24 protein-coding genes and 1 tRNA gene are annotated in these 26794 nt (G+C 66.2%); 8 read left to right on the forward strand and 17 right to left on the reverse strand.

Translation table 11 applies throughout. From position 1 onward, the window contains the following. The first annotated feature begins 1 nt into the window (after position 1). Positions 2–1255, forward strand: coding sequence for an MFS transporter (locus tag BI49514_RS06325; RefSeq protein WP_101545270.1), 1254 nt, complete (start codon positions 2–4; stop codon positions 1253–1255). A gap of 205 nt (positions 1256–1460) precedes the next feature. On the opposite strand, the gene BI49514_RS06330 is transcribed toward BI49514_RS06325, so the two are convergent. Further along, complete coding sequence (locus tag BI49514_RS06330; RefSeq protein ID WP_244195284.1) at positions 1461–2201, reverse strand: hypothetical protein; 741 nt, start codon at positions 2199–2201, stop codon at positions 1461–1463. Positions 2202–2376: 175 nt separating this feature from the next. Between BI49514_RS06330 and BI49514_RS06335 the strand changes: the two genes are divergently transcribed. After that, entirely contained in the window at positions 2377–2919 is a 543-nt protein-coding gene (locus tag BI49514_RS06335) for a peptidylprolyl isomerase (RefSeq protein ID WP_101545274.1), read from the forward strand. Between the two features lie 38 nt (positions 2920–2957). Beyond that, complete coding sequence (locus BI49514_RS06340; RefSeq protein ID WP_101545276.1) at positions 2958–3659, forward strand: rhomboid family intramembrane serine protease; 702 nt, start codon at positions 2958–2960, stop codon at positions 3657–3659. Positions 3660–4089: 430 nt separating this feature from the next. Here the strand turns inward: BI49514_RS06340 and BI49514_RS06345 are convergent, their stop codons facing one another. Then, the gene (locus BI49514_RS06345; RefSeq protein ID WP_101545278.1) at positions 4090–4743 is read right to left on the reverse strand and encodes a cell division protein CrgA; all 654 of its coding nucleotides are present in this window, start codon (positions 4741–4743) and stop codon (positions 4090–4092) included. Positions 4744–5007: 264 nt separating this feature from the next. On the opposite strand from BI49514_RS06345, the gene BI49514_RS06350 reads away from it, so the two are divergent. The 4 genes from BI49514_RS06350 (at position 5008) to BI49514_RS06360 (ending at position 7653) form a co-directional block, all read left to right on the forward strand. Then, entirely contained in the window at positions 5008–6153 is a 1146-nt protein-coding gene (locus BI49514_RS06350; RefSeq protein WP_244195285.1) for a class E sortase, read from the forward strand. 1 nt (position 6154) lies between these two features. Then, positions 6155–6322 (forward strand): hypothetical protein, encoded by a 168-nt coding sequence (locus tag BI49514_RS16510; protein ID WP_167443994.1) that lies wholly within the window; start codon positions 6155–6157, stop codon positions 6320–6322. Positions 6323–6336: 14 nt separating this feature from the next. After that, on the forward strand, positions 6337–6981 hold the full coding sequence (locus tag BI49514_RS06355) for an anthranilate synthase component II (RefSeq protein WP_101545280.1): 645 nt from the start codon (positions 6337–6339) through the stop codon (positions 6979–6981). Positions 6982–7140: 159 nt separating this feature from the next. Further along, on the forward strand, positions 7141–7653 hold the full coding sequence (locus BI49514_RS06360) for a GyrI-like domain-containing protein (RefSeq protein ID WP_101545282.1): 513 nt from the start codon (positions 7141–7143) through the stop codon (positions 7651–7653). A gap of 91 nt (positions 7654–7744) precedes the next feature. On the opposite strand, the gene pknB is transcribed toward BI49514_RS06360, so the two are convergent. The 7 genes from pknB to BI49514_RS06395 all read right to left on the reverse strand — a co-directional run bounded on the left by pknB (position 7745) and on the right by BI49514_RS06395 (position 17434). Next, positions 7745–9631 carry a Stk1 family PASTA domain-containing Ser/Thr kinase gene (gene pknB / locus BI49514_RS06365; RefSeq protein WP_101545284.1) on the reverse strand — a complete coding sequence of 629 codons (1887 nt, stop codon included), beginning with the start codon at positions 9629–9631 and terminating at the stop codon, positions 7745–7747. Positions 9632–9747: 116 nt separating this feature from the next. Next, on the reverse strand, positions 9748–11574 hold the full coding sequence (locus BI49514_RS06370; RefSeq protein ID WP_101545286.1) for a protein kinase domain-containing protein: 1827 nt from the start codon (positions 11572–11574) through the stop codon (positions 9748–9750). Continuing rightward, on the reverse strand, positions 11571–13040 hold the full coding sequence (locus BI49514_RS06375; protein WP_101545289.1) for a peptidoglycan D,D-transpeptidase FtsI family protein: 1470 nt from the start codon (positions 13038–13040) through the stop codon (positions 11571–11573). Before BI49514_RS06375 ends, BI49514_RS06370 begins: the two co-directional genes overlap by 4 nt. Next, complete coding sequence (locus tag BI49514_RS06380; protein WP_101545291.1) at positions 13037–14629, reverse strand: FtsW/RodA/SpoVE family cell cycle protein; 1593 nt, start codon at positions 14627–14629, stop codon at positions 13037–13039. The genes BI49514_RS06375 and BI49514_RS06380 overlap by 4 nt, the downstream gene beginning before the upstream one ends. Continuing rightward, positions 14629–16002 (reverse strand): PP2C family protein-serine/threonine phosphatase, encoded by a 1374-nt coding sequence (locus tag BI49514_RS06385; protein ID WP_244195286.1) that lies wholly within the window; start codon positions 16000–16002, stop codon positions 14629–14631. Before BI49514_RS06385 ends, BI49514_RS06380 begins: the two co-directional genes overlap by 1 nt. A gap of 53 nt (positions 16003–16055) precedes the next feature. Then, complete coding sequence (locus BI49514_RS06390) at positions 16056–16565, reverse strand: FHA domain-containing protein FhaB/FipA (RefSeq protein ID WP_101545295.1); 510 nt, start codon at positions 16563–16565, stop codon at positions 16056–16058. Then, positions 16562–17434 (reverse strand): DUF3662 and FHA domain-containing protein, encoded by an 873-nt coding sequence (locus tag BI49514_RS06395; protein ID WP_101545297.1) that lies wholly within the window; start codon positions 17432–17434, stop codon positions 16562–16564. The genes BI49514_RS06390 and BI49514_RS06395 overlap by 4 nt, the downstream gene beginning before the upstream one ends. 375 nt (positions 17435–17809) lie before the next feature. On the opposite strand from BI49514_RS06395, the gene BI49514_RS06400 reads away from it, so the two are divergent. Further along, positions 17810–17893 (forward strand) — tRNA-Leu (locus tag BI49514_RS06400). 271 nt (positions 17894–18164) lie between these two features. On the opposite strand, the gene BI49514_RS06405 is transcribed toward BI49514_RS06400, so the two are convergent. The 8 genes from BI49514_RS06405 to BI49514_RS06440 all read right to left on the reverse strand — a co-directional run bounded on the left by BI49514_RS06405 (position 18165) and on the right by BI49514_RS06440 (position 26711). Further along, positions 18165–19469 carry a hydroxymethylglutaryl-CoA synthase family protein gene (locus tag BI49514_RS06405; protein ID WP_101545299.1) on the reverse strand — a complete coding sequence of 435 codons (1305 nt, stop codon included), beginning with the start codon at positions 19467–19469 and terminating at the stop codon, positions 18165–18167. Continuing rightward, the gene (locus BI49514_RS06410) at positions 19466–20569 is read right to left on the reverse strand and encodes a hydroxymethylglutaryl-CoA reductase (RefSeq protein ID WP_101545301.1); all 1104 of its coding nucleotides are present in this window, start codon (positions 20567–20569) and stop codon (positions 19466–19468) included. Before BI49514_RS06410 ends, BI49514_RS06405 begins: the two co-directional genes overlap by 4 nt. Then, positions 20566–21726, reverse strand: a complete 1161-nt coding sequence (gene fni / locus BI49514_RS06415; RefSeq protein WP_101545302.1) for a type 2 isopentenyl-diphosphate Delta-isomerase — start codon at positions 21724–21726, stop codon at positions 20566–20568. Before fni ends, BI49514_RS06410 begins: the two co-directional genes overlap by 4 nt. Continuing rightward, the gene (locus BI49514_RS06420) at positions 21716–22846 is read right to left on the reverse strand and encodes a phosphomevalonate kinase (protein ID WP_101545304.1); all 1131 of its coding nucleotides are present in this window, start codon (positions 22844–22846) and stop codon (positions 21716–21718) included. Before BI49514_RS06420 ends, fni begins: the two co-directional genes overlap by 11 nt. After that, positions 22843–23859 carry a diphosphomevalonate decarboxylase gene (mvaD, locus tag BI49514_RS06425; RefSeq protein ID WP_101545306.1) on the reverse strand — a complete coding sequence of 339 codons (1017 nt, stop codon included), beginning with the start codon at positions 23857–23859 and terminating at the stop codon, positions 22843–22845. Before mvaD ends, BI49514_RS06420 begins: the two co-directional genes overlap by 4 nt. After that, the gene (gene mvk, locus BI49514_RS06430; RefSeq protein ID WP_167443995.1) at positions 23856–24818 is read right to left on the reverse strand and encodes a mevalonate kinase; all 963 of its coding nucleotides are present in this window, start codon (positions 24816–24818) and stop codon (positions 23856–23858) included. The genes mvaD and mvk overlap by 4 nt, the downstream gene beginning before the upstream one ends. Before the next feature lie 84 nt (positions 24819–24902). Then, a complete protein-coding gene (locus BI49514_RS06435) occupies positions 24903–25151 on the reverse strand; it encodes a hypothetical protein (protein ID WP_101545309.1) in 249 nt (82 codons plus the stop codon). 186 nt (positions 25152–25337) lie between these two features. Then, on the reverse strand, positions 25338–26711 hold the full coding sequence (locus BI49514_RS06440) for an FAD-binding oxidoreductase (protein ID WP_101545312.1): 1374 nt from the start codon (positions 26709–26711) through the stop codon (positions 25338–25340). Positions 26712–26794: the final 83 nt, after the last annotated feature.

The following is a 26794-nucleotide window of genomic DNA, read 5'->3' on the forward strand; positions in this document are numbered from 1 at the left end:
GATGCTGCCCTGGATCGTTCTGGGCATCGTCATCCTCGCCCTCAACCTGCGCACCCCGATCATCGCGCCGACCGCGATCCTGCCCGACATCCAGGAGGGCACGGGGTTCAGCGCGGCCGGACTCGGTCTCCTCACCGGTCTGCCGGTTCTGCTGTTCGCCTTGGCCACGCCGCTGGCGGGGAAGTTCATCACCCGCCTCGGCGCCGAAGCCACGGTTCTCGCGTGCCTGTCGGGTGTCCTGCTGGGCACCGTTCTGCGTTCGGTCGGCCCGTCCTGGCTCGTGCTCGCGGGCACCGGCATCATCGGCCTGGCGATCACCTTGGGCAATATCGTCGTCCCCGTCATCATCCGCCGCGAGGTGCCGTGGGAACAGGTATCGCTGGTCACCGGCCTGTATTCGGCGATGATGAACGTCGGGTCGATGGCCACCCTCATCGGCACCGGCCCCCTGGCCGAAGCCTTCGGTTGGCGCTGGGCGCTGGCCGCATGGGGTGTTCTCGCCCTCGCTGGGCTCGGTTTCTGGATGGTGCTCATCCGCGTGCGCGTGCGCCGCGAGGGGGAGGCTGCCCGCGCTGCCGCGGAGGTCGTAGATTCGACTGACCCTTCACTCGCCGAGGCGGCCGCCCCCGCCGCGAAGCAGTCGTGGGCCGAGGCTCCCGCCTCCTTCCGAGTGATCATCGCCCTGCTCATCATCACGTTCTCAGGGCAGTCGACTGCTTACTACGTGACGACGACCTGGCTGCCGAGCTACCTCGGCGACACCATCGGGCTCGTCCCGACCGCCGCCGGAGGCACGGCATCCCTGTTCCAGATCGCGGCGATCCTCGGCGCCTTCGGAGTGCCGCTGCTGGCAGTGAAGACGAAGCCGTGGGTGCCTGTGGCGATCGTCGCAGTCCTCTGGCTGTCCCTGCCCGTGGGTCTGCTGGCTGCACCCGGTTCGTACTGGCTGTGGGCGACCACCGGCGGCATCGCCCAGGGCGGCGGATTCACCGCGATCTTCTCGATCATCGCACGCACCGCCGGCACAGACGCCCAGACCGCGTCAGCATCGGCGCGCGTGCAGTTCGGCGGCTATCTCGCAGCGACTCTGGCCCCGCCGTTCGCCGGTTGGCTCAACACCGCGACCGGCGGGTGGACGGCACCGCTGCTGCTCATCCTCACCGCCACCCTCGCATTCACGATCACCGGTCTCGTGGCCGCCCGCCGAGCTGGAGGCTTCCCGCGCGGCGGGCGCGAGGTCCTCGACGCCGAATAAGCTCTCCCTCCCTTCTTGCTACCTGACGGCGGCCCAGCAACCTCGCGCGAGGTTGCTGGGCCGCCGTCAGGTAGCAAGAAGGGAGTCAACGCGCACAGAAACACCGAGGCGGCCCACCATAACGGTGGGCCGCCTCGGTGAGGGTCATGCGAATCCGTGGATTCGCCTGGTGACTGAACAGCGTCACTGATCAGTCGTCAGTGACTCAGTGCTTGGCGTCGGAGCCTTCAGCCGACTCCGAAGCCGGCTTCGGTGCGGGGACCTCGTCTGCGGCCTCAGCCTTGGTCGAGGGCACAGCGGTCTGAGAGACCTCGGTGGCCGCGGCCTGGCGCGAAGCCGGGGTGGAACCGACCGGACGGGCATCGGCGGGACGGTTGTTCGGCAGCGGGGTCGACCAGGGATCCTCGACCGGCTGGGCCTTCTTCCACACGTAGTAGCCGATTCCGGCGGCCGAACCGATGACGAGGGTCCACACAAGTGCGGCCTTTCCGCCACCGGACTTGCGAGCGGTGTCCTTCTCGATGCGCTTGCCGGCGTTGGCGAGAGCCTTGCGGGCCTTCTTCATGGCCTTCTTGTCACCGGTGAGGCGGACAGCCAGGTCATCGATGAGCTTCGGGGTCTCGGCAGCGGACAGCGAAGTCGCGGCGTTCGATGCGAACTTGCCGGCGCGTTCGGTGGCTTCGGGGCGGTAGGACTCGAGCTTGTCGGCCCAGTCGTGGACCCGATCATTGGCCTTGTCGGCGAGAGCTTCGACCTGCGGACGCGCCTTCTCAGCGAACTCTTCGGCCTTGCCGGCCAGCGCCTCGACCTGGGGGCGAGCCTTGTCTGCGGCCTCACGCAGCTTCGGGGCCGCGTTCTCGCTGGCATCTGCCAGGACTCGGAGCGACGTCTGCTTCGCGGAATCGAGCTTCGAAGTGAGCTGATCTCGAGTGGGCTTCTTCGACATAAACAGTTCCCAATCCTTAGATGTCGGTGGTCAGGTGATCATTGACCAGTCTACGGCCTAGGGGCAACCCTGTGGACAGCGGATGTCATCGAATTGTCTGCGGATCGCCTGACAGGTTGGGCAATGGACCTGGTGCGAACCTGCATTCGCCGCCTCGGCGTGGAAGAATGAGGCCATGACTACAGCTTCGACACATACCGCAGTCCTGCACACCAACCACGGTGACATCACCATCAACCTCTTCGGCAATCATGCTCCGAAGACCGTGGCCAACTTCGTCGAACTCGCCCAGGGTGAGCGTGAGTTCACCGATCCCTCGACCGGCGAGCCGACCAAGCGCCCCTTCTACGACGGCCTCGGCTTCCACCGCATCATCTCGAACTTCATGATCCAGGGCGGCTGCCCGCTGGGCACCGGCACCGGCGGACCCGGCTACACCTTCGATGATGAGATCCACCCCGAACTGCAGTTCGACCGCAAGTACCTGTTGGCCATGGCCAACGCCGGCAAGCGGATGGGACGCGGCACCAACGGCTCGCAGTTCTTCATCACCACCGCCGAGACCCCTTGGCTCAGCGGCAAGCACACCATCTTCGGCGAGGTTGCCGACGAAGCCTCGCAGCGGGTCGTCGACGAGATCGAGGGTGTGCGCACCGCTGCGATGGACAAGCCGGTCGAGCCGGTCGTCATCGAGAAGGTCGAGGTCACCGCGAAGTGAGCCACTGTCCGTAGAGGACCACTGAGTACCATGGTGTGATGGACACACCTGAGGAGGGCTCGGCACGGGAAACCGGCCGGGCCCTCTCTGCATCCCCGCCGCTGATCACCCGCACGCTCCTCATCGTCACCATCGTGGCGTTCCTCGCGGAGCTCATTCCCGGCCTCGACCTGCTGCGCCGACTGAGCTTCGTTCCCGCACTCACGCTCGAACAGCCGTGGCGGGTGCTCACGGTCGCTCTCGTCCACGAGGAGCCCTCACCGTTCCATCTGCTGGCGAACATGATCGGACTGTTCTTCTTCGGATCCTTCGTCGAGCGGGCATTGGGGCATTGGAAGTTCCTGGCTGTCTACATCATCGGCACTGCGGGTGGATCGGCCATGGTGCTCCTGCTGGCCGATCCCCTCGGCGTCGATTGGGTGACGCATCATATCGGTGCTTCGGGTGCAGTGTTCGCGATCGTCGGTGTCCTCTTGGCCCCGACCCGTCGGCTCGACCGGAACATCGCCGGGGTGCTCGTGTTCGTCGCGCTCAACTTCGGCTACGGATTCCTCGTCGCGGGCGTGTCCTGGGAGTCCCACCTCGGCGGTCTGCTCACCGGATTCGTGCTCGGGTGTGCGGGGCTGCTCGGGCCGCAGCGCTCACGGACGCTCGTGTTCACGTCGACCTCGGTGGGTCTGGTGGTGCTCCTGGCAGCCGGCGAAGCGTGGAAGCTGGCCGGCCTCTCAGCTCTGCCCTGAGCTCGGAGCTCGGACTCTGAACTCTGCTGGGGCCATGGACTCAGTCGCAGAGTGCGACGTTTTCGTCTGCTGGGCGAAGTCGCACAGGTGCTATCAGGCTATTACCAGACAAAAGCCGCTTTGTGTGCACTACGCGGTGGAAAATTCTTTGTCCACAAGCTCTATCCACAACGTGGATAACTTACACCTGTGTGTTTAGACTGGTCAGAGGCCTAAATAAGTTTTCCACAAGCGACGCACCCGGCTTGGGTATAACTCGGCGCTTGTGGATTGTTGATGCCGTGGCGCAGCTGTCGGAGCGATTGGAGCGCCGCTGCCGGTGCGAACGTGGACCGGTGAATGCAGATTGTCTGGTCGTTCCGCGGTGATTCCGAGCTCGGAACCACCGCGGAACGACCAGACAATCGTCAGCGTCTGCGGCCGGGGTCGGCTACCGCCAGCGTGTGGACATGATCAGACCCGCCACGAAGAAGGCGAAGCCGATGAGGATGTTCCAGTTGCCCCACGCTTCGACGGGGAGAGCACCCTGGGTGATGTAGAAGGTGACGAGCCAGATCAGGCCGATGAGCAGCAGGCCGATGAGGACCGGCAGGAACCAGCTCGGGTTCGGCTTGATGGTCTGCTGGCCCGAGGTCGAGGTGTAGCTCGCGGTCTTGCGACCCTGCGGGCGCTTGGCGGGATTGCCCGAACGGGACGTGCGCTTGGCGGCCGCACCTTTCGAGCCGGTTGTCTTGGAGGCCGATGATTTGGAATCAGAGGCCTTCGAGTCGGAGGTCTTCGACGACTTCTCGTCCCTCGACGCCTTGGTCTTCTTCCCGGCGGCCGCGGTCGCTGAGTCCTTCGCGGAAGCCTTCTCGGAGTCCGCTGCGTCCTCATCCGCGGAATCGTCCTTTAGATCATCCGCAGCAGACTCCGTCGCGTCCGACTCGGTGTCAGCAGCCTCGGCGACATCGGTGTTGAGCGATTCGGTCTCGAGTTCCTCGATCTCGGTCGCTTCGACCGCTTCTGCGGATTCGGCCTGCTTCGCCTTGGCCGCCGACGAAGTGCGAGAAGTGCGCTGGGGGCGTCCTTTGGACTTGGCCACAAGTACTCCTTTGTCGGCCGACCGTCGTTGGGGTCGCCGAATGAATGGTTGGGGACGATCGCAGACCAGTCTACTCGGGGCGGGGGTCACAGTGAAAAACTCCGACTACCCTGAAAGCGCCCCGAGCGCGCCCCGAACGACGATTCTCATAGGATAGAGTGCATAGGGGTGTCCCCGCCTGTCTTCTTCGACGGCCCCCGACAATGCAGTGACAGTCACGGAGCAGAAGTGGTGAATAGTTCCTCCTCGGGTAACGAACCGGGCGTGAATCCGCCCTCGCGACCCACTATCCGTCCTGCTCAGAGACGGCAGGCTCCATCTGACTACGGCGACCAGCACCTCGGTCACTCCGACGGTCCGCCTGCGGACGGTTCCGGTGCTTCCGGGGATCAGCCGCTGCCCAGCCGACGCGAGCTGCGGCGCAGGGAAGCCGAAGCAGCCGCGGCCCAGGGCGAACCGACCGCCGTCTACTCCGACGCCCCTCCCGTCTACGACCAGCCCCATCCGACCCACGCGCAGGCCACACAGGCCATGCCCGCGGTGCCCCAGGGTCACGGTGGATCGCAGACGCACGGCCGCCTCGGCGAGGATCAACGCCAACCTCAGGCCGCACCCCAACCTCAGGGCCGGCCTCCGACCCGCCGCCAGCGGCGACGTCAGCCCGTGGAGAAGGAACCGCTGGGCCCGATCCGCGGGACCGTGCGCACCTTCGGCGAACTGTGCATCACGGCCGGTCTCATCCTCATCCTCTTCGTCGTCTGGCAGCTGTGGTGGACGGACATCCAGGCCAACCGCGACAACGAAGTGCTCGCCGACGAACTCACCCAGGACTGGGCGAACCAGGATCCGAACGAGCTGCCTGACGACCCGGACGAACCCGTGGTCTCCGATCCCGTGGGCAAGAACGAGGCCTTCGGCATCTTCTACATCCCGCGCTTCGGCGACGACTACTACCGCACCGTCGCCGAGGGCGTCGATCTCGAACCCGTGCTCAACCGGATGGGCGTGGGCCGCTATCCGAACTCGGCGATGCCGGGCGAAGTCGGGAACTTCTCCATCGCCGGCCACCGCGTGACCTACGGCAAGCCGCTCAACCAGATCGCGAACCTGCGCCCGGGCGATGAGATCATCGTCCAGACGAAGGACGGCTTCTACACCTACACCTTCCGCAACTTCGACATCATCCTCCCCGATGCCGTCGAAGTGCTCTCGCCCGTGCCCGACGCCCCCGACTTCAAGGGCAAGGACCGGATCCTGACGATGACGGCCTGCAACCCGATGTTCTCCGCCCGGGAACGCTACGTCGCCTACGCCGAACTCACGGACTGGACACCGGCCAGTGACGGAGCGCCGGACAATATCAAGGACTCGAAGGCCTATGACAAGGTCAGCAAGAACGGCGGTGCCTGATATGTACGCATTCATCTGGCGGATCCTCCCGGGCAACTGGGTGGTCAAACTCATCCTCGCCCTCATCCTCATTGCGGCTGTCGTGTTGCTGCTCATGCAGTACGTCTTCCCCGTGATCGCCCCGTACATGCCCTTCAACAACGCCACAGTGACCGAAGGCGGACAATGACGCAACGGAGAGCAATGACAAAGATCCTCGTCATCGACAACTACGACAGCTTCGTCTACACGCTCGTGTCCTATCTGCGCGAGCTCGGAGCGGACGTCGACGTCGTCCGCAATGACGACATCCCCGCCTCCGCGATCGCGGAGACCGTGAGCACCTACGACGGCGTGCTCCTGTCCCCGGGCCCCGGCGTGCCCGCAGAATCGGGGGTCTGCCCGCCCCTGTTGTCCTGGGCGGAGACGGCCGCCATGCCCGTGTTCGGCGTCTGCCTGGGCCATCAGGCACTCGGCGAGGTGTTCGGCGCCGAGGTCACCCACTCTCCCGTGCTCATGCACGGCAAGACCTCGGTCATCACCCACGACGGCGAAGGCATCTTCTTCGGCTGCCCGAGCCCGCTGACCGTCACCCGCTACCATTCGCTGGCGATCGTCGACGAGACCCTCGACCTCGAGAAGTTCGCCGTCACCGCCCGCACCGACGACGGCATCGTCATGGCCATCGAACACCGGGAGAAGCCCCTGTTCGGTGTCCAGTTCCACCCCGAGTCCGTGCTCACAGAACACGGATACCTCATGCTCGGCAACTGGCTCGAGGTGTGCGGTCTCGAAGGCGCTGCCCAGGCGGCGGCGGGCATGTCGCCGCTGGCGACCGCGATCGCCTGAGAATTCCCGCCGATCCCTGTTCTCAGGGTTCTCGCCGAGGCGGCCCATCGTTATGATCGTGAGCACAGTGATCCCTGTGCTCAGATGATCCGAACCCGCGCCGGGATCCGTGCATGGCCTCGGGAGCCGTGCACTGCCGACGAACAGGAGCCAGCGACGATGTCAGAACCGACCTATCTGCGCGACGAACCGTTCACCGAACTCACCGTCATCGAGGTCCCGGCCACTCCGGCGGCGGTCGTCGAGGCGCGCGAAGTGCACATGTCAGACCTGCCGGAACTCTTCGATTCCACTTTCTCCGGACTCTTCCCGGTGCTCTCCGAGGCGGGACTCGAACCCGCGGGACCGGCCTTCGCCCTCTACACTCGACAGCCGAGCGAAACGGTGGATCTGCAGGTCGGGGCCCCCACGTCGACGGGGCTGACGAATGCGCAGCCGATCGCCGGCGGCCATATCGTCATCCCCGCGGAGCTGCCCGGCGGCTCCATGGCCGTGCGCAGCCACCTCGGCGGATACGACGGGCTCGGGGAGTCCTGGGCGCAGCTGCTCAAGGACGCGATGGCGGCCGGGCATCGACCGGGACTGCCGTTCATCGAACTCTATGTCACCGAGCCCAGCCCCGAGGCGGATCCCGCCGATATGCGCACCGACCTGTTCCTCACCCTGGAGTGAGGACCGGCGTCACCGACGCCCACAGACTCTCTTCGGAGACAACAGCGGCCGGGCCAGTCGATGACTGACCCGGCCGCTGTGCGCTGCGATCTCAGTTGCCGATGATGCCTTCGGACCAGTCGTCGAAGAGCCCTCCGCCCATCGAATCCTTGTCCTTCTTGTCCTTATCATCCTTGTCGTCTTCGTCTCCGCCGTCATCGTCGCCGGGAGCGGTCGGGATGCCACCGGGGACCGACGGGATCGACGGCGACGGCTCCGGCGGCTTCTTGGCCACCTTCACGGTGATCTCCGAGCCCTGCTTGACCTCGTTGCCACCGGTCGCTGACTGTTCGAAGACCTTCTTCTCGTCGTGATCGGCGGTTTCGACCTCTTCGGTCTTGCAGCCGAGCCGGTAGTCATCGCCCTCGAGGATCTTGCAGGCTTCCTCCGCGGTCTTGCCCGCGACATCGGGGACCTCGACCATGCCCGAGGACACGACGAGATCGACATTCGAATCGACGTCGACTTCCTGACCGTCACCGGGCTTGGTCTCGATGACGACGCCCTTCTCCACATCCGGGGAATTCTGGGAGATATGGGTGCCGGCCTGCAGCTTCGCGTCGTTGATGATCTTCCGCGCCTGCTCCTCGGTCTCGCCGGAGACGTCGGGGACCTTCACTGACTCGGGGCCCGAGGAGATGATCAGCTTGACGACGCTGTCCTTCTCCACGGTCTGGCCCCCGGGAGGATCGGTTTCGATCGCCTTGCCCTCATCGACTTCTGCGCTGTATTTCTCGTCGCGGTCGACTCGCAGGCCCTGTTGGATGAGCGCGGATTCGGCCTCATCGGCGTCCATGTTCGCCACATCCGTGACCTGGACCTCGATGACCTCAGGCGGCTTGTTGATCTCGTACACCCACAGGGCCACGGCGGCCAGGGCGAGGAGGACGAAGATGCTGCCGATCCAGACCCAGGCGCGCGACCGCTTCTGCGGCGGACGCTCCTCCTGATTGGTCATGATCGCCGATACGGGCCCGGTTTCGGGAGTGGGCTCGGCCTCGTTGGCATGAGCCATCGGAGCGGTCATGGGCGGGGTCATCATCGGATACGCCTGCGTGGCCTCGACATCGTCCTCGAAGCTCATGGGACGGCCGTCGCGGGCGGCGAGCACGTCCTCACGGAAGGTGTAGGCGTCCTGATAGCGGGTATCGCGGTCCTTGAGCAGAGCGTGAAGGAGGAGCCGGTCGACGGCCGGCGGAATGTTCTGGTTGTAGAAACTCGGCGGCTGCGGGGTCTCTCCCACGTGCTGGTAGGCCACGGCCAGCTGGGAGTCGCCGACGAACGGGGGACGGCCGGCCAGGAGCTCATAGAGCAGGCAGGCGGTCGAATAGAGGTCGGAGCGAGCGTCGACGACTTCGCCGCGGGCCTGCTCGGGGGAGAGGTACTGGGCGGTGCCGACCACCGACTGCGTCTGCGTCAGTCCCGAATTGTCCTTGAGCGCTCGCGCGATCCCGAAGTCCATGACCTTGATGTCACCCTCGGGGGTGAGCATGACGTTCGCAGGTTTGATGTCGCGGTGGACGATGCCGTTGCGATGGGAGTACTCGAGCGGAGCGAGTACCCCGGCGATGACGTTGAGCGCCTCGTCGACGGTGAGTGTGCCGTGTTCATTGAGGACCTCGCGCAGGGTCTGGCCTTCGACGTATTCCATGACGATGAACGGCACGGATACGGAGGATCCGCCGGATTCGACGAATTCCTCTTCACCCGAATCGTAGACGGCGACGATTCCGGGATGGTTGAGACCGGCCGCAGACTGGGCCTCGCGCTTGAGTCGCGTGTGGAAAGACGGATCGCGGGCGAGATCGGAGCGCAGGAGTTTGATGGCTACGCGACGCCCGAGACGGTTGTCGACGCCCTCATGCACCTCTGCCATGCCCCCACGGCCGAGGAGCGCACGAACTTCGTAACGCCCCGACAGCACCTTGGGTTCACTCATGTATGTCCTCCGCTTGTCTCACCCGGTCTCTCGGTTCATTCTCACCTGAACCGGGTCGAGTTTCAGTATCTCAAACTCTTCGTTTCTGCTGATCGCTGCTCTGAATCGCTCAATGTCTATTCATTGCCGTTGTTTCCGTTCGGGTTGCCGCCGGCCTCCGCGCTCGAACCGCTCGACGAGCCTTGATTGCTGCCCGCCCCGTCATTGCCGCTGTTCGGGTTGGAGCCTCCGGAGGTGTCGGCCGAATCGCCGGAGCTCGAGGTATCCGACTCGCCTGACGTGTCCATCGACGATGAGGAGTCCGATTCGCTCGACGTCTCGGAGTCCGACGACGAACTCGACGAGCTCGAGGACTCCTGATCGGAGGTCGAGCCGTTGTCACCGGAGTTCGAACCCTGATCCTGCGAATCGGATGAGGAACCGGAATCCGAGGTCGACTCCGAGTCGTTGCCCAGGCCCGAATCGGATCCGGAGTCCGAGGCCGGCTTTTCGGGCTGCTCGGCGGGACCGGCGGAGATGTAGAGGGTCACGGTGTCACCCTCTTCGAAGGTGTAACCGTTGTCGCCCTCGCCGACGTCGGCGACGGTTCCGGCCGCCCGGTCCGAGTTGATGTCGGTCGTCTCGACCTCGAGTCCCTTGTTCTCGAGGTTCTGCGTCGCCGAGGATTCCGTGAGTCCGATGTAATCGTTCTTATCGATCTCGATCGTCTTCGTCGCCTCTGAAGTGGGCGCCGAGGTCGACGGTTCCGGTTCGGGTTCGGCATTGCCTCCGCCGAGGTAGAACCACAGCAGGGAACCGACCGCGATGAGAGCGATGATCGCAAGGATCCAGATGAGGACGCGGCCCTTGTTCGACTGCTTGTCCTTCTCCAGATCCTGATTCTGCGGATCGTTGGGATCGATCTGTCCCGTATTCGCCGCGGCGGCTCCGGCACCGGCGGCACCAGCGCCGACGATTCCGGCGGCGGCACCGTTCGGGTACACCTGGGTCGCATCGTTCGAGGCGGTGACGGGCAGGGTCTTCGTCGTGGCCGCCGGTTCGGGGTTGTTGAAGACCTGGGTCAGGGCTTCGGACGCCGCGGCTCCGTGTCGCATCTGCGGCACGAGCTCCTCCGCGCCGGCGATGTCCCCGGCCGAGAGCGCCTCGGCGGCCTTGGCGACCTTGAAGGCATCCGAGGGACGGCGTTCGGGCTTCTTCTCCAGCAGGCAGTCGACGAAGCGGCGCAGCGGTTCGGAGACCGTGTCCGGCAGCGGCGGATGTTGCTGATTCACTTGGGCGATGGCGATGGCCACCTGCGAGTCTCCCGTGAAAGGACGCTGGCCGGCCAGGGCCTCATAGGCGATGATGCCCAGGGCATAGAGGTCGGAACCGGGTCCCGAACCCTTTCCGGTGGCTTGTTCGGGGGCGAGGTACTGGGCGGTGCCCATGACCTGCCCGGTCTTCGTCAGCGGTGCCTGATCGGTGACTCGGGCGATGCCGAAGTCCGTGATCTTGACCCGGAAGTCCGGGGTCATGAGGATGTTGCCGGGCTTGATGTCACGGTGGATGACGCCCACCTTGTGTGCGGCGCCGAGGGCCTGAGCGGCCTGTGTGACGATGGAGAGCGTATCGGTCTCGGACAGGGGTGCACTGCGCTCGATGATGGCCGACAGAGCCTCACCGGGGACGTATTCCATGACGAGGTAGGGCGAACCCTGCTCGTCACCGTAGTCGTAGACGCCGGCGATTCCCGGGTCGGAGACTCGGCCCATGTTCTGGGCTTCGGCCCGGAACCGGGCGAGGAAGGTCGATTCGGAGAGGTACTCGTCCTTGAGGATCTTCGCCGCGACCTCGCGGCCGAGCACGGAGTCCACACCCTTCCAGACCTCTCCCATGCCGCCGACGGCGATACGGGAGGTGAGTTTGTAACGGTTGCCCAACAGGGTGCCTTCGACGGGTCTCATTTCTCGACCACCGCTTCCATCATGTTCTTCGCGATCGGTCCTGCGACCGTCGCACCATAAGCTTCATTGCCCGCGTTTCCGCCGTTCTCGACTACGACCGCGACCGCGACCTGAGGGTCGTCGGCGGGGGCGAAGGAGATGAACCAGGCATGGGGTGCCGCGCCCGTGGCGTGCTGGGCGGTGCCGGTCTTCGCTGCGACCTTCGTATCGCCCATCTTCGCCACCGAGGCGGTGCCGTTCTCGACCACACCGGTCATCATGTCGGTGAGCTTGTCGGCCGTACCTCCGGACACGGGGCGGGACACCTGGCTCGGTCGGGTCTCGGAGATCGGCTCGAGGGTGTTCGCATTGAGCACCCTGTCGACGAGCTGGGGCTTCATCATCTTGCCGCCGTTGGCGATTCCCGCGGTCATCATCGCCATCTGCAGCGGAGTCGACCTGACCTCGTACTGACCGAGCGAGGACTGAGCCAGCTGCGGCGGATTGAGGTCGGACGGGAAGGAGGACGGGGTGACATTGAGAGGGATCTCGAGATCCTCGCCGAAGCCGAACTTCTCGGCCTGCTTCGCGATTGCGTCTTCTCCGAGGTCCATGCCCAGGGAGGCGAATGAGGTGTTGCAGGATTCGGCGAGCGAATCGGCCAGGGTCGGCTTGCCCCCGTTACGGCAGGCACCGGGATGCGAGTTGCCGATCGTCGCCGTCGTCTGCGGCAGATCGAGCGTGGCGGGTCCGTTGAGCTGCGAATCGGGCTCGTAGTCCCCGGATTCCAGGGCGGCCGCTGCGACGAGGACCTTGAATGTCGAGCCGGGCGGGTAGAGGTTGCCGCCGATAGCGCGGTTGTAGGCGGGTTTGCCGTCGGCGGCTTCGAGGTTCTTGTAGGCCTGGCTGGCTTCGGTCGCGTCGTGGCTGGCCAGGGCATTGGGGTCCCAGCCCGGGGTCGAGGCCATGGCCAGGATCTTCCCGGTCTTCGGGTCGAGAGCCACGGCGGCGCCGTTCTGGTTGCCCAGCCCGTCCCACGCCGCCTGCTGCACCTTCGGGTCGATCGTCAGCTCGACGGCGGCGCCGCGGGGCTGCTCACCGGTGAAGAAGCTGCCGACCTTGTCGTAGAACAGGGCGTCGGAATCGCCGGAGAGGTAGTCGCCGGAGGCGCGTTCCATCCCCGAGGCCCCGGACACGACGGAATAGTAGCCGGTCAGCGAGGCGTAGGCGCGCGGATCGAGGTTGTCCGAACCGTATTTGCGCTGGTATTTGTACTTGTCGTCGACGGGCTCCGAATAGGCGATCGGGGTGCCGTCGACGAGAATCGGACCGCGATCACGGGCCAGCTGGTCGAGGATCCGCCGGTTGTTCAGCGGATTGTTGTTCAGCGAATCCGCGGTCACGTACTGCACCCAGCTCGTCGACCCGAACAGGAGCGCGAACATGACGAATCCGACGACGGCGATATGCGTCAATGGCTTCTTCATCGTTCACCTCCGGTGGGTCGTTGGTCGGTGGCATCGGTGTCGTTCGGTGCCTGGCCGCGGGGCCGTGCGCCCGCGGGCGGCAGATTCGTGGTCGGGGCTTCGTCGTCGAACACGCGGGAGTCTGCCGGCGGCAGGTTCGTCGTGGGGGCATCCTCGTCGACGGTGAGCGCCGAGGCGGCCGTGTCCTTGGCGCGGGTACCCGCGGGAACGGGTTCGGGATCCTCGGTGATGGTGAGCACTCCGGTGTGGAATTCCTCCACGGGACGCCGGGCGTTGTCCGAGATCCGCAGCAGCAGGGCGATGATCATCCAGTTCGCGATGAGCGAGGAGCCGCCCTGTGCGAGGAACGGCGTGGTCAGACCCGTCAGCGGGATGAGGCGCGTGACGCCGCCGACGACGACGAAGACCTGCAGGGCGATCGTGAACGACAGGCCCGTGGCCAGCAGAGTGCCGAAGCCGTCACGCAGCTGCTGAGCAGTGCGGATTCCGCGCTGGAAGATGAACAGGTAGCACAGCAGGATGACGAAGAGTCCGGCCAGCCCGATCTCCTCTCCGAAGCTGGCGTAGATGAAATCGGATTCGGCGTAGGGAACCATGTTCGGTCGGCCCTCACCGAAACCGGTGCCGATGAGTCCGCCGTTGGACATGCCGAACAGGCCCTGCACGAGCTGGTAGGAACCACCGGGAGTCTTGTTGTACTCCTCGGCGGTCAGCGCATTTAGCCAACCGGACACACGCTGCCCCACGTGGGAGAAGAGGAAGGTCGCCGCAACCGCGCCGGCAGAGAAGAATCCAAGGCCCAGGATGATCCACGAGACCTTCGACGTGGCCACGTAGAGCATGGCGACGAAGAGGCCGAAGAAGAGCAGGGAGGTGCCGAGGTCGCGTTCGAAGACGAGGACGCCGACGCTTGCGACCCAGGCGACGACGATGGGTCCGAAGTCGCGGAGTCGGGGGAACCGGATGCCGAGGATCTTCGGCCCGGCGGCGACGAGCTGGTCCTTGTAGGTGACGAGGTAGCCGGCGAAGAAGATGGCCAGCAGGATTTTCGCGATCTCGCCGGGCTGGAAGGACAGGGGGCCGACGCCGACCCAGATGCGCGCACCGTTGATGGTCTTGCCGAGGCCGGGGATCAGCGGCAACAGGAGGAAGACCAGGGCGGCGAAGCCCGAGACATAGGTGTAGCGGCGCAGCCAGCGGTGGTCGCGGACGACGAAGATCACGGCGATGGCCAGACCCACGCCGAGTGTCATCCACACCAGCTGGGTCATGCCTGAACCGAGGTATTCCTTGCGGCCGAGGTCGACGCGGTAGATCATGGCCAGGCCGAGTCCGTTGAGCAGCACAGCGATCGGCACGAGCACGGGATCGGCGTATTTCGCCTTGATCCACACGATGATGTGGAGGATGACGCCGAGGGCCGCCAGCCATGCGGCATAGCCGTAGACATTGGCCGGGATGGTGTCTTCGACGCCGAGGCCGACCAGAGCATAGGCACTGGTGGCGACGGCGATAGCCAGGATCAGGAGACCGAGCTCGGCCAGGCGGTAAGGTCTGGGGCGCGCGGTCTGCGAGGGAGCCTGGTTCATCACTGCGACTCCCGGGTGATGGCGTCACTGGGGTCGGCAGACTTCGAATCCGGAGGTGAGGGAGCCGGGTCGCTCGGACTCGTCGAGTCCTCGACATCGCCGGACATGCCGGAGGAGCGATCGGACTCCTTGCGCAGATTGTCGATGATGCGATCGGCCTCATCGCGTGACCCGGCGGGAATCGATCCGCGCAGACGGTCCTGGGAGTAGCTGTTGAGGCTGCCGACCGCGATGTCCGTGGTGTCGACGAGGTGGCTGAGTTCGATGGGCCCGAGCGTCGTGTCGAGACCGCGATAGAGGGAGACCTTGCCGTCGTCATCGGCGACATAGTACTGGTGGCTGACGTAGTTGAAGGCGAAGAATCCGCCGACGGCCAGCGCAACGATCACGATGGCGGTGATGATCCATCCGAGGTAGGACCTTTTCTCGACCTCATCATCGAGGTCGGCCTCCTCTTCTGCCTCGGCAGCGGTGTTGGTCCGCAGCGGCTTAGTGGTGCCGTCCCGAGCTTCGCGGTCCTCGCCGTCGACGGTGTGGATCGGTGCGGTGTCGGCGGAGACATCGCCGTCGGGGAAGGTCTCATGGGCTTCGGTGTCGACGGCCACCTCGGTGTCGGGATTCGCACCGATCGCGGCGTAGCGCGGATTGAGGTGGACGGAGCCGACGGACACGCCTTCGGTGGTCTCGACTTCGCCTTCGAGGACATCGCCGACGACGACGGTGACATTGTCGGCACCGCCTCCTGCCAATGCCAGGTCGATGAGCTGACGACAGGCCTCGTCCGGGTCGGCGACCTCTTTGAGCACGCGGGCGATGTCGTCGATATCGGCGAATCCGGTCAGACCGTCCGAGCACAGCATCCAGCGGTCGCCGACCTGGGCCTCGCGCAGGGACAGATCGAGGTCGGGAGAGGCCCCGACATCGCCGAGGACCTTCATCACCACCGAGCGCTGGGGATGGGTCTCGGCCTCCTCGGGGGTGATCCGGCCCTCGTCGACGAGCATCTGCACGAACGTGTGGTCGTGGGTGATCGGCTGGAGCTTGTCCTCGCGCAGCACATAGCCGCGCGAGTCGCCGATATGGGCGAGAGCGAAGCGGTTGCCGGTCGCGCGCAGAACAGCGGTGACGGTGGTGCCCATTCCGGCGAGTTCGGGCTGTTCGCCGACACCACGGCAGATGCGGTCATTGGCTTCGAGGATCGAGGTGCGGAGGAGTTCGAGGGCGTCCTCGCCTCCGGGTTCGCGGTCGAGTTCGGCCAGGCGGGACACGGTGATCGCCGAGGCGACATCTCCGCCGGCGTGACCGCCCATTCCGTCGGCGATGAGCAGGAAATTGGGTCCCGCATAGCCGGAGTCCTGGTTGTTCTTACGCACCAGCCCGGTATGAGACCGGGCTGCCGAACGGAGAGTGATGGTACCGCCGGTCGTCACGATTGGGTCTCCAGGGTCGTATGTCCGATGGTGATCCGGGTGCCGATGGCCAGCTGGATGGGCCCGGTCATGCGCGAGCCGTCGACGATGGTGCCGTTCGTCGACCCGAGGTCTTCGAGCATCCAGGCTCCGTTCTTCGCCGAGATCCGCGCATGATGGCTGGAGGCGAAGTCGTCATTGATGATGATCGTGTTGTCGGGAGCTCGGCCGAAGGTCACGGGCGCTCCCGAGAGCATCAGCGTCTGCCCGGCCAAGGGGCCGTCGGTGATGCGGATGGTGCCCGGATGGGCGTGGGCAACCGGGGCGGCCGCCGGACGAGGTGCGGGAGCCGGCCGCGACGGTGGCGGCGGGGCGGACTTGGAGCCGCCTCGGCGAGCTTTCTTTCCGGCGCGGGCCTTCCGGGGGCCGAAGATGTCGCGGCGGAGGACTCCGGCGACTCCGAGGACGAAGAGCCAGAGGATGACGAAGAATGCCAACCGGAAGACGGTGACGGTGAATTCGCTCACTGGGCATCCCGCTCGTTGTAGTGGACCTCGGCCTCTCCGGCGAGGAGGACATCGCCGTCGGACAGGGTCGCCGTTGTCAGTTTGCGTCCGTGCAGAAGCGTGCCGTTCGTCGAACCGAGGTCGTTGGCCACGGCACGGTCGCCTTCGACGACGATCTCGAAGTGACGTCGTGAGACGCCGGGATCGTCGATGACGAAGTCCGAGCTCGACGAGGATCGGCCGAAGGTGTTCGTGCCCTGGCGCAGCATCTGCGTGCGACCGTCGATGGTGACGCTGGCTTCGATTGAGCGCGCGGGTGCCGGCGCCGGTGCTGGACGGGAGGCAGTGTTCGGCCGCGAGGTCGCGGCTGGGGGCGGAGCCGAACGGGCGGGTTCGGGGGTGCGGCGCGGGGTCGCGGGTCGGGAACCGGAGTTCGGGGACTCGCCGACGATCGGATTCGCCCGTGAGATCGGGTCGTAGCCGCCGCGGTTGGCCGGTTGAGCGGCGGGAGATCCGTCGGGACGCTGGGTCGAGGACACGACGCGGTACATTCCCGTGTCGAGGTCGTCGGCGAGAGCGAATTCGACGGAGACGGGACCGACGAAGCTGTAGGCCTGTTCGACGGCGTGGTCACCGACGACCTGGCGCAGATCGGAGCGCAGTTCGGACTCGAGTCCGGAGAGTCGGTCGTGGTCGGTCTGCGAGAGCTCGATGACGTAGTGGTTGGCCGTCAGGGTGCGACCGCGGGAGACCACGGCGGCCTTGTTGTCGGCCTCACGGCGCAGGGCTCCGGCGAGCTCGACGGGTTCGACCTGGGATCTGAAAGCCTTGGCGAAGGCGCCGTTGACGACGTTCTCCAGCCCCTTCTCGAAGCGATCGAGTAACCCCATGGCACCTCCTCACCAGGTGTTGCCGTCGCCGGACGAACTCTTCGCCTAGCGTCTTTGAGTGCTCTGACCAGGTGGTCCTGATCACGTGCACTCTGGGCACATCAACACCCAATCCTAACGCGGTGAGGCTCTCAACTCACGTCACGCGTGTTCGTGGGGCGAAGCTGTGCCGGGATTCCCTGCGCGCGTCCAGGGAAGAACGAGGCAGTACGCGCGGTGCAGGTGGGCCCGTGCGCGGGGTGAGCGGGTGCGGCTGTGCGGGGCGAGGGCGCGCGGCCGCGCGGGGCGAAAATGTGAAGGTGGACACGTTTGCCTCGATTCGGCTTCCTCGGTTTTCAGTTTCGCCAACTCCGATGCTAGAGTTTTACCTTGTTCGCGCGAGTGGCGGAATTGGTAGACGCGCTGGCTTCAGGTGCCAGTGGCCGCAAGGTCGTGGGGGTTCAAGTCCCCCCTCGCGCACAGCGAACGAGAAGCCCCTCACCGGGTCCCGAGAGGGTCAAGGTGAGGGGCTTCGTCGTGCCTGCGGTCGGTTGAAGAGGGGTTCGGCGGCCGTCGAACGCGAAATGGTACAGGTTTCTTCGAATGGCTCAGGGAGCAAAGTGAGCCCTTCGAAGAAACCTGTACCAAAACTCGCGAAAGGCCCAGTTTGAGTTGAGCAGCCCAGTTTCAAACATGGGCTGTTCGCCCCAAACTGGGCCGAACGCAGTGCGTGAAGTGTCGGGTGAGCCGCCTAGGCGCGCTCGTAGTGGCGGGCGCGGCCCTTGATCCCGGCGAAGCGGAACGGTCCCGCGGTCACCTTCGGAGTCGAGACGTCGTCGGCGCTGGAGAACTCGGCGGCGTGGAGCGCGCGATACGCGTCGATGGACAGCGGGACCCGGGCGTCGAGGGCCTCGGTGACGGCCTGTCGGTGAGAATGCTCTGCGTAGCCGGGGACGACGCGGGCGGTGAAGAACTCGCCGACGCTGCCCGATCCGTAGCTGAACAGTCCGATGCGCTTGCCGGCAAGATCTTCATCGTGATCAAGCAGTGAGCACAGTCCGGCATAGAGCGAAGCGGTGTAGGAATTGCCGAGTCGCCGGTTGTACAGAGTGCTTGTGGCCAGTCCCGTATCGCGCGGACCAGTGGCAACAGAGTTATCGGCACCGGCGGCAGCGGCCGGGCCCGAGGCAGCGGCCGAGTTGGCGGCAGCCGTGCCAGCATCGGCAGCGCCGGCATCGCCGGCGCCCTCGACGATCTCCGTATCGAGATCCTCACCCGTGAGTCCGGCGAGGTGGACCTGTGCTTTCTTCGCCATCTTCGTGAACGGCTGGTGGTAGAGCACGCGGTCGATCTCGGCGATGGCCGGTCCGCCCTGCGCGGCCAGATCGGACCATGCGCCGGTGAGCGCATCGAGGTAGGCGGTGACCGAGAGGGCCCCGTCGACGATCGCGGTCGTCGAATCGTTCGGGCGCCAGAAGTCGTCGACATCGGCCGAGTTCAGACCCGAGACCGGTTCGATCTCTAGCAGCTTCGGATCCGCGGACACCAGCATCGCCACCGCACCGGCGCCCTGCGTGGGCTCACCCGGGGTGTCGAGCTCGTAGCGGGCGACATCCGAGGCGATGACGAGCACTCGCTGGCCGGGAGAGCGCGTGACGATGCCGACGGCGGCCTGCAGAGCCGCAGTCGCCGAATAGCACGCTTCCTTGAACTCGACCACGCGCATCTGCGACGGCAGGTCGAGCAGCGAGTGCACGGCCATACCGGCGGCCTTCGACTGGTCGATTCCCGATTCGGTGGCGAACAGCAGGGTGCGGATGCCCTCGGTCCCGCTGCGCTGAATGATGGGCGCGGCGGCCGCGGCGGCCATGGTCACGACATCCTCATCGGGTGCCGGGAAGCTGAACTCGTCCTGGCCGAGGCCGAGGCGGAACTTGTTCGGATCGGTGCCGTTCGCCTCGGCGAAGTCATCGAGCCTGACGACATGATGGCTCGTGGCCAGTTCGATGTCGTCGATGCCGATCGTGACAGTGCCCGCAGCAGTGTGTGATGTCATGCGGCTTCGCCGTCCTCTCGCTGAGTCTCGGCAACTCGCTGCTCATCAGCCTTGCGTTCCATCTGGCGGTGAGTGTCCATCAGCTCGCCGGGGTTCGTCTGAGCGGCGAGCAGTGAGAGCTCACCGCAGAGCACGGTCGCGGCCATGAGCGCGGCCAGACGACGCGAATTCGCTCCCGGCTCACGATCCTCCCGGCAGCCGAGACGCTCCAGCGCCTCGTCGACATGCGGCAGATCCTTGCCGTTGCCGACGGTGCCGACGATGAGGTGCGGCAGCGTCGTCGAGAAGTACAGGCCCTCGGGGCGGTTCTCCGCATAGGTGATGCCCTGCGAGCCTTCGACGATGTTCGCCGCATCCTGACCGGTGGCCAGGTAGAAGGCGAGCAGCATGTTCGCATAGTGGGCGTTCGCCGAACGCAGGGCGCCGGCGATCGTCGATCCGACGAGGTTCTTGCGCACGACGAGTTCGACCATCTTCTCAGCGCTCGTACGCAGGCGACGTTCGACGACCTCGTGGGGCAGGACGATCTCGGCGACGACATTGCGTCCGCGTCCGAGGATCCCGTTGACCGCGGTGGCCTTCTTGTCCGAGCAGTAGTTGCCGGACACCGAGCCATAGTCGAGGCCCAGCTGCCAGGACAAGATGGTGTCCATGAGGGAGTCCGAGGCCTGGGTGACCATATTGTGGCCCGATGCGTCGTTCGTGCGGAAGGCGAACCGGACGAAGAGCAGGTTCCCGACGATCTCGGGGTGGATCTCGATGAGCCGGCAATGGCCGGACCCGGCCTCGACAACGGATTCGAGTTCGCGGGTGCGGTGACGGATGGCCTGCGCGGCCGCCTCGGCGCCGATCGCGGATTCGGCCACGAATAGCACGGACCGGGTCATCCGCTCATCGACGATGACGGTGCGGATCCCACCCTCGATCTCACGGGAGATCGACGCCCCGCGGCCGACGGAGGGCCACAGCGGGGTCTCGTACGTTGCGAGGGGCACGGCCACCTCGGTGTGGGTGCCACTCGGCGCCAGCGCTTCGCCGCTGACCCGCAGGGGACCGACCCACGTAGTAGGGATCCCGGTGATCGTGGTCTGCTGATTCACAGCTGATTCCTCCTCGAAAGGACGTCGGATCGGTGCGAGAGCGCGGTGACGTCGATTCCGCGCAGGCGGGCGAACTCGCCGAGGCGGCCCCGCGTGAGCAGGTCCGTGGCCGTGAGGTCCGTGGACCGCTGCGCCCCGAGCAGGGCGAACAGAGCCGAGGTCTGAGTCTGCCAGGTGCGCACGAGTTCGACCAGTCCCCCCGGACCGTGGTCGAGCACGGTCTGCAGGAACGTGCCGGCGACGCCGACGGCGCGAGCACCGCAGGCCAGTGCTTTCACGACATCATAGGGGTTGCGCACGCCGCCGGAGGCCAGCAGCACGCGGTTCGAGACGCCGTCGCCCATCGTCGTCTCGGTGGTCCACTCGGATGGGGCGTCGAGCAGGCAGGCCAGGGCCGACTGACCGAAGCCGGTGAGCATGGAGAAGTCCTCGACCGGTGAGCGATCGTTCTCGATGCGCAGGAAGTCCGTGCCCCCGGCGCCGGAGACGTCGGCGTACTGGACTCCGATATCGGCGAGCAGCCGCAGGGTCCGGCGGCTGAGTCCGAATCCGACCTCCTTGACGACGACGGGAACGGGGCAGGCGGCGACGATGTCCTCGAGGCCGGACAGCCAGGTGGAGAAGTCGCGGGTGCCTTCGGGCATCGCGGTCTCCTGCACCGGATTGATGTGCAGCTGGAGGGCATCGGCGTTCAGCAGGTCGACGGCCCGCCGGGCATCATCGGCGCTGCGACCGGCACCGAGGTTGCCCATGACGAAGCCGTCCGGGTTCTCCTCGCGGATGACGGTGAAGCCCTTCGCCGCTTCGGCGTCGTCGAGGGCCACGCTCATCGATCCGCAGGCCATGGGCAGACCGGTCTCGGCGGCGGCGATGGCCAGGTCCCGGTTGATCTTCGCCGTGGTCTCCGTGCCGCCGGTCATGCCGTTGACGTAGAAAGGCGTCGGCCAGGTCCACTCGCCTAGTTCGACGCTGAGGTCGACAAGCTCGGGGTTCGTGCCCGAAAGTGCATGGTGGACGAACTCGAGGTCGTCGAAGTCGGTGCGGCGGGGGCCTTCCGTCTGCTGCGCCGAGGCGAGGCGTACGTGGTCGTCCTTGCGGGAGGCCCGTGAGGCCTTGGTCTCCGGTGTCTCAACTGATGCCGGGGTCTCAGAACTCATCGATCTCGCCTTCCTCTCGGTGAGCACCGAGGTCCAGGGGTCGGATTCCGGCGGCTTCCCAGCCGCTGAGAATGGTCTGTGCTTCGGTGTGGGAGTGAGCGAGGGCGATTCCGCAGTCACCGCCGCCGGCTCCCGAGGGCTTCGCTGCGGCACCGTGGGTTTCAGCGATCTCGCACAGATCGTGCAGGGCCTCGGTTTCGATGAGGCTGCCCGTGGAGTCGCTCAGTCGCCGCAGCAGGGCACGCACGGAGCGGATCGTGGTCAGGCTCGCCTCGGCATCGTCGGCGTCGAAGGCCGCCACGAGATCGTCGACAAGGGTGTGGGACTCTGCGGCGAAGGACACGAGCGGGCGCGCTTTCTGCGCTGCCGCGGTCGGTCCGGCAGAGGATTCGGATGCCTGCTCGCGCGGGGTGCGGACGCGTGTGACGAGGTGTTCGGTCGACGCCGGTGATCCGGTCCAGCCGACGAGGAGGTCGAGCGAACTCGGTGGGGTGACCCGCCTGGCTGAGCAGCCCGACCATTCCGAGCAGCTCATGGCGGAGACGACCCCGTGGGCCTCGCGGTGAGCGTGCAGGGCTGCACGGTCGGGGGAGGAGTAGCGGATCCAGCCGCCGAAGGTGCTCGCTGCAAGATCGCCGCCGGAGGCCTTTGTGGAGATCGCGATGGTCGCCAGGACAGCGAGTTTGAAGCGTTCGGTCAGGGTCAGCCCGAGGCGATAGAACTCATCGAGAGCGGCGATCGTCGCCACCGTCACCGCCGCCGAGGAGCCGAGCCCGAACTTCCGGCCATCTGAGTCATTGAGTTCGCTGGAGATCTCGAGATCGAAGTAGCGGGGGCTGGCACCCCGGCCGGAGCGCAGCTCTTCAACGGTGGAGATCGCCGAGAGCACATAGTCGAAGGGGCGCTCGTCGACGATGATGTGCTCACCATCGTCTTCGCGCCGCCACACGACGGGAGCCTGACCGTATTCGCTCGAATGGATGCGACCGGCGCCTTCGCTCTCGGTCAGCCGGACGGTGATGCACCGGTCGACGGCGATGAGCACGGCGGGCTGTTCGGGCTCGACGACGGCGTACTCGCCGGCGATGAACAGCTTGCCGGGTGCCCGGGTCTCGATCATGCCCGGCTGCCCTCACCCGCAGCCTGGTTCACTGCGTCTGCGGGCGGGACTGCGTCAGCGTCGGTGAGCAGGTGGGCTCCCGGTCCCGGTCCGACGACGCGGACGTCGCCGAAGCCGGAGAGCTTCTCGGCCAGCGCCTCGGCGTCATGGGGACGGACGATGACGGCGACGTTCGGGCCGGCATCGGCGGTCGAATAGGCTTCGATCCCCGACTCGCGGGCTTCGGCCACGGCGTCGAAGATCGCGTGGCTGGTCGGATTGAGGAACCGGATCGGCGGCACGGTGGACTGGATGAGTCCGTGCATGCGCAGGGCGTGGGATTCGGTGATCTCGCCGATGCGGGTGAAGTTCCCGGCCGCGCACGCGGCGACCATCTGCTCGAGGTAGTCCTCGGTCGAGGACACCCAACCCGAGTAGAAGGGGGAGGTGGCGGCCGTCAGGCGCATCGCCTCGCGGGAGGACACGGCCTTCCTCGCCCGATTGACGGTGACGATGATCATCCGCATATCCGGAGCGGGAACGGTCTCGGCGAAGGAGGCGGCGTCGTCGCCGGCGTGCCAGACGGCGATGCCGTCGGGAATCGAGCGGCACGCCGACCCCGAACCGCGGCGGGCCAGTCGGCTGAGATCTTCGGCGCCGAGGTCGAGGTCGAACGCCGCGGAGGCGGCCGTCGCCAGAGCTGCGAAGCCCGACGCCGAGGAGGCCAGACCGGCACCCGTGGGCACGGAGTTGCGGGACCGGACGAGGACCCGATCATCGCGTCCGGCCAGGGCGCGGACATGGTCGAGGAAAGTGGAGATGCGGTCCGTCTGACCGGCATCGGCGAGTGCGCCGTCGAGTTCGAGGACATCGTTCTCGGCGTCCGGGGCGGGCACCACGGTGGTCGTGGTCTCGAAATGGTCGAGGGTCAGCGACAGACTGCCCGCAGCGGGCAGGATGAGCTCCTCATCGGCCTTGCCCCAGTACTTCACCAGGGCGATGTTCGGGTAGGCCCGCGCCGTCGTCGTTCTCATGTCGGTCTGACCTCCGTCGTCCAGGTGCGGGGTGCTCCCGCCTTGCGCAGGGCCTCGGCGAGCTCCTCGGCCGAATCATCGTCATCGGCCAGGGCCAGCACGCAGCCGCCGAGTCCGCCGCCGGTGAGTTTGGCGCCCCAGGCTCCGGCCGCGGTGGCGGCATCCACGAGGGAATCGAGGGTCGGAGTCGACACACCGAGGCTGCCGAGCAGTCCATGGGCTTCATTCATCAGCGCGCCGATCGCCCCGCGATCACCGGAGCGGATGTTGTCGACGGCGGAATCGGTGATTTCGGCGAGACGGTCGATCATCCCGCCGATGCGCACAGGATCGGCGTCACGGCGGGCACGGACCCCGCCGACCGCCTCGGCGGTGGACCCGTGGTGACCGGAGTCCGCGAGGACGAAGACGAGGCGCTGACCGACGTCGATGGTCTGGGCGCACCCGGTCTGGAAGCGGATGGGAGCGGGTTTGGCCACGGCCCAGGCGTCGATGCCGCTGGGTCGGCCATGGGCGACGGTTTCGGCCGCCTGCACGATCTCGTGAAGGGTGTTCTCGTCGAAGACCGTCGCATGCAGGTTCGCGACCGCGCGGGCCACGGAGGTGGCCACGGCTGCACTCGAACCCAAGCCCCGGCTGTGGGGGATCGCCGAACGGATGAGCAGCTCCACCTCGGCGTCGGGGTTCCCGGCGGCCTTCAGCGCGGCGTTGAGACCGGCGACGACGGGGCCCATCGGCTCCGGAGCGGTCTGTGCATTTCCGGAGAACAGTTGGCTCTCGATCCGGGTCTCCTGATGCGGGGACCGGCGGATGTCGGTCTGGACTCCGAGCCCGTGCAATGGCACTGCGACGGCCGGAGAGCCGTAGACAACCGCGTGTTCGCCGAACAGGATCGCCTTTGCGTGGGCGAAGCCCTGGGTCGTGCCCTGGGCGGGTTCGGTCTGAGAGGAATTGTGCATGCAGGATGGTTTCGGAGTCTGTGGATTGATTTCACCATCATATGCCGTACCCCCGCCCATCCCGAAGACGAAGTGACGTCCGTCTCAGGTGAGTCCTACCGAGAGGTAGTCGCGTTCGGCCGGGTCGGTGGTCAGGTCGAGGGCCCGCCGGCGGGCGGTGGCCGCCTCGTCTGTGCGGCCGAGGCGGGTGAGCAGATGAGCCCGCAGCACCCAGGCAGGTTGGAAGGCGGAGAGACGAGGCGAGCCGGCATCGAGCGCGTCAAGTGCCGCCAGTCCCGCCTCGGGGCCGTCGGCTCCGGGCTCGGGTGCGTGGAAGATCAGTGAATAGCGCATGGTTCGCTCCGTTCTGTGTGCGGCGGCCGGATTTCGGTCGCTCACGGAGAAGACGATCGAATCGACGCCGATTCGACAGCTGTGCAGAATTCTTCCACGAATTCCCTCCGCCGAGGCGGCTGTGGCCCCAGTCCGGACCGCCGAGGCGGTCCCGAACCAACCGAGCCGGTCCCGACGGCCGGAGCCTCAGACGAGTCCGGTGTAGACCGATCCCGGGTTGAAGATGTTGTCCGGATCGAGGGCCTGTTTGATCCGGTGGTTGAGCTCCATGACGTCCTCGCCGAGGTAGGGCGCGAGCCACGGTGCCTTGAGTCGGCCGACGCCGTGCTCACCGGTGATCGTCCCGCCCAGCCCTGTGGCCAGATCCATGACCTCGCCGTAGGCGATCTGCGCGCGCTTCTGCTGTTCCTCATCCTTGGGATCGAGGACGAGCAGCGGATGCGTGTTGCCGTCGCCGGCGTGCGCGATGACGGCGATCGTCACATCGCGGTCGGCCGCGATCTTCTCGATGCCGAGGACCAGGTCGCCGAGCTTCGGCAGCGGAACGCCGACGTCCTCGAGCAGCAGAGCACCCTTCTTCTCCACGGCCGGGATCGCGATCCGGCGGGCCGTGACGAAGGCTTCGCCCTCGTCGGGGTCGGCAGTGAGATAGCACTCGGAGGCGTCGTTGCTGTTGCAGATCTCCTCGATGATCGTCGCCTGCACAGTGCAGTGCTCGCCGGGCTCGTCGGACTGGATGACGAGCATGCCCTCGGCCTCACGGTCGAGACCCATCTTCAGCTCATCCTCGACGGCGTTGATCGACGGCTTGTCCATGAACTCGAGCATCGAGGGGCGCATGGCCTTCGCGATCTCGAGCACGGCGTTCGTGGCATCGGCGAGCTTCGGGAACATCGCGACGACGGTCGTCGGGGGCAGCTGGGCGGGAATCAGTCGCAGGGTCACCTCGGTGATTACGCCCAAGGTCCCCTCCGAGCCGACGAACAGCTTCGTCAGCGGCAGACCGGCGACGTCCTTGAGCCGCGGCCCGCCGAGTTTCACGGCCCGACCGTCGGCGAGGACGACGGTCATCCCGAGAACATAATCGGTGGTCACGCCGTATTTGACGCAGCACAGGCCACCGGCGTTCGTGGCGATGTTGCCGCCGATGGAGCAGAACTCGAAGGACGAGGGGTCCGGCGGATACCACAGGCCGTGTTCGGCCGCGGCGGCCTTGACCTCGGCGTTGAAGGCGCCCGGCTGGACCGTGGCCATGCGGGTGACGGGATCGATGCTGATCTCGCGCATCCTGTCCAGGGACAGCACGATTCCGCCGGCGACCGCGGAGCTGCCGCCCGACAGCCCGGATCCGGCTCCGCGGGGCACGATCGGCACCTTCGCCTCGGCGGCGATGCGCACCACCGTCTGGACCTCCTCGGTGGAGGTGGCGCGGACCACGGCGGCAGGCACCCCGGCGTCGGGGTCGTGCGCACGGTCCCACCGGTAGGCGTCCATCGAATCGGGATCGGTGATGACGGCCGTGGCCGGCAGAGCGGAGGTGAGGGAGGAGACAACGTCCATGTTGCGTCTGACCTTTCGAGCGGAGTTCGGCACCCGGAATTCGCTCACGACGTTACCAGGATCACGTTCGCTGCAGGCGGCCA

It is taken from the genome of Brevibacterium iodinum ATCC 49514 (assembly GCF_900169265.1).
Classification (GTDB): Bacteria; Actinomycetota; Actinomycetes; order Actinomycetales; family Brevibacteriaceae; genus Brevibacterium; species Brevibacterium iodinum.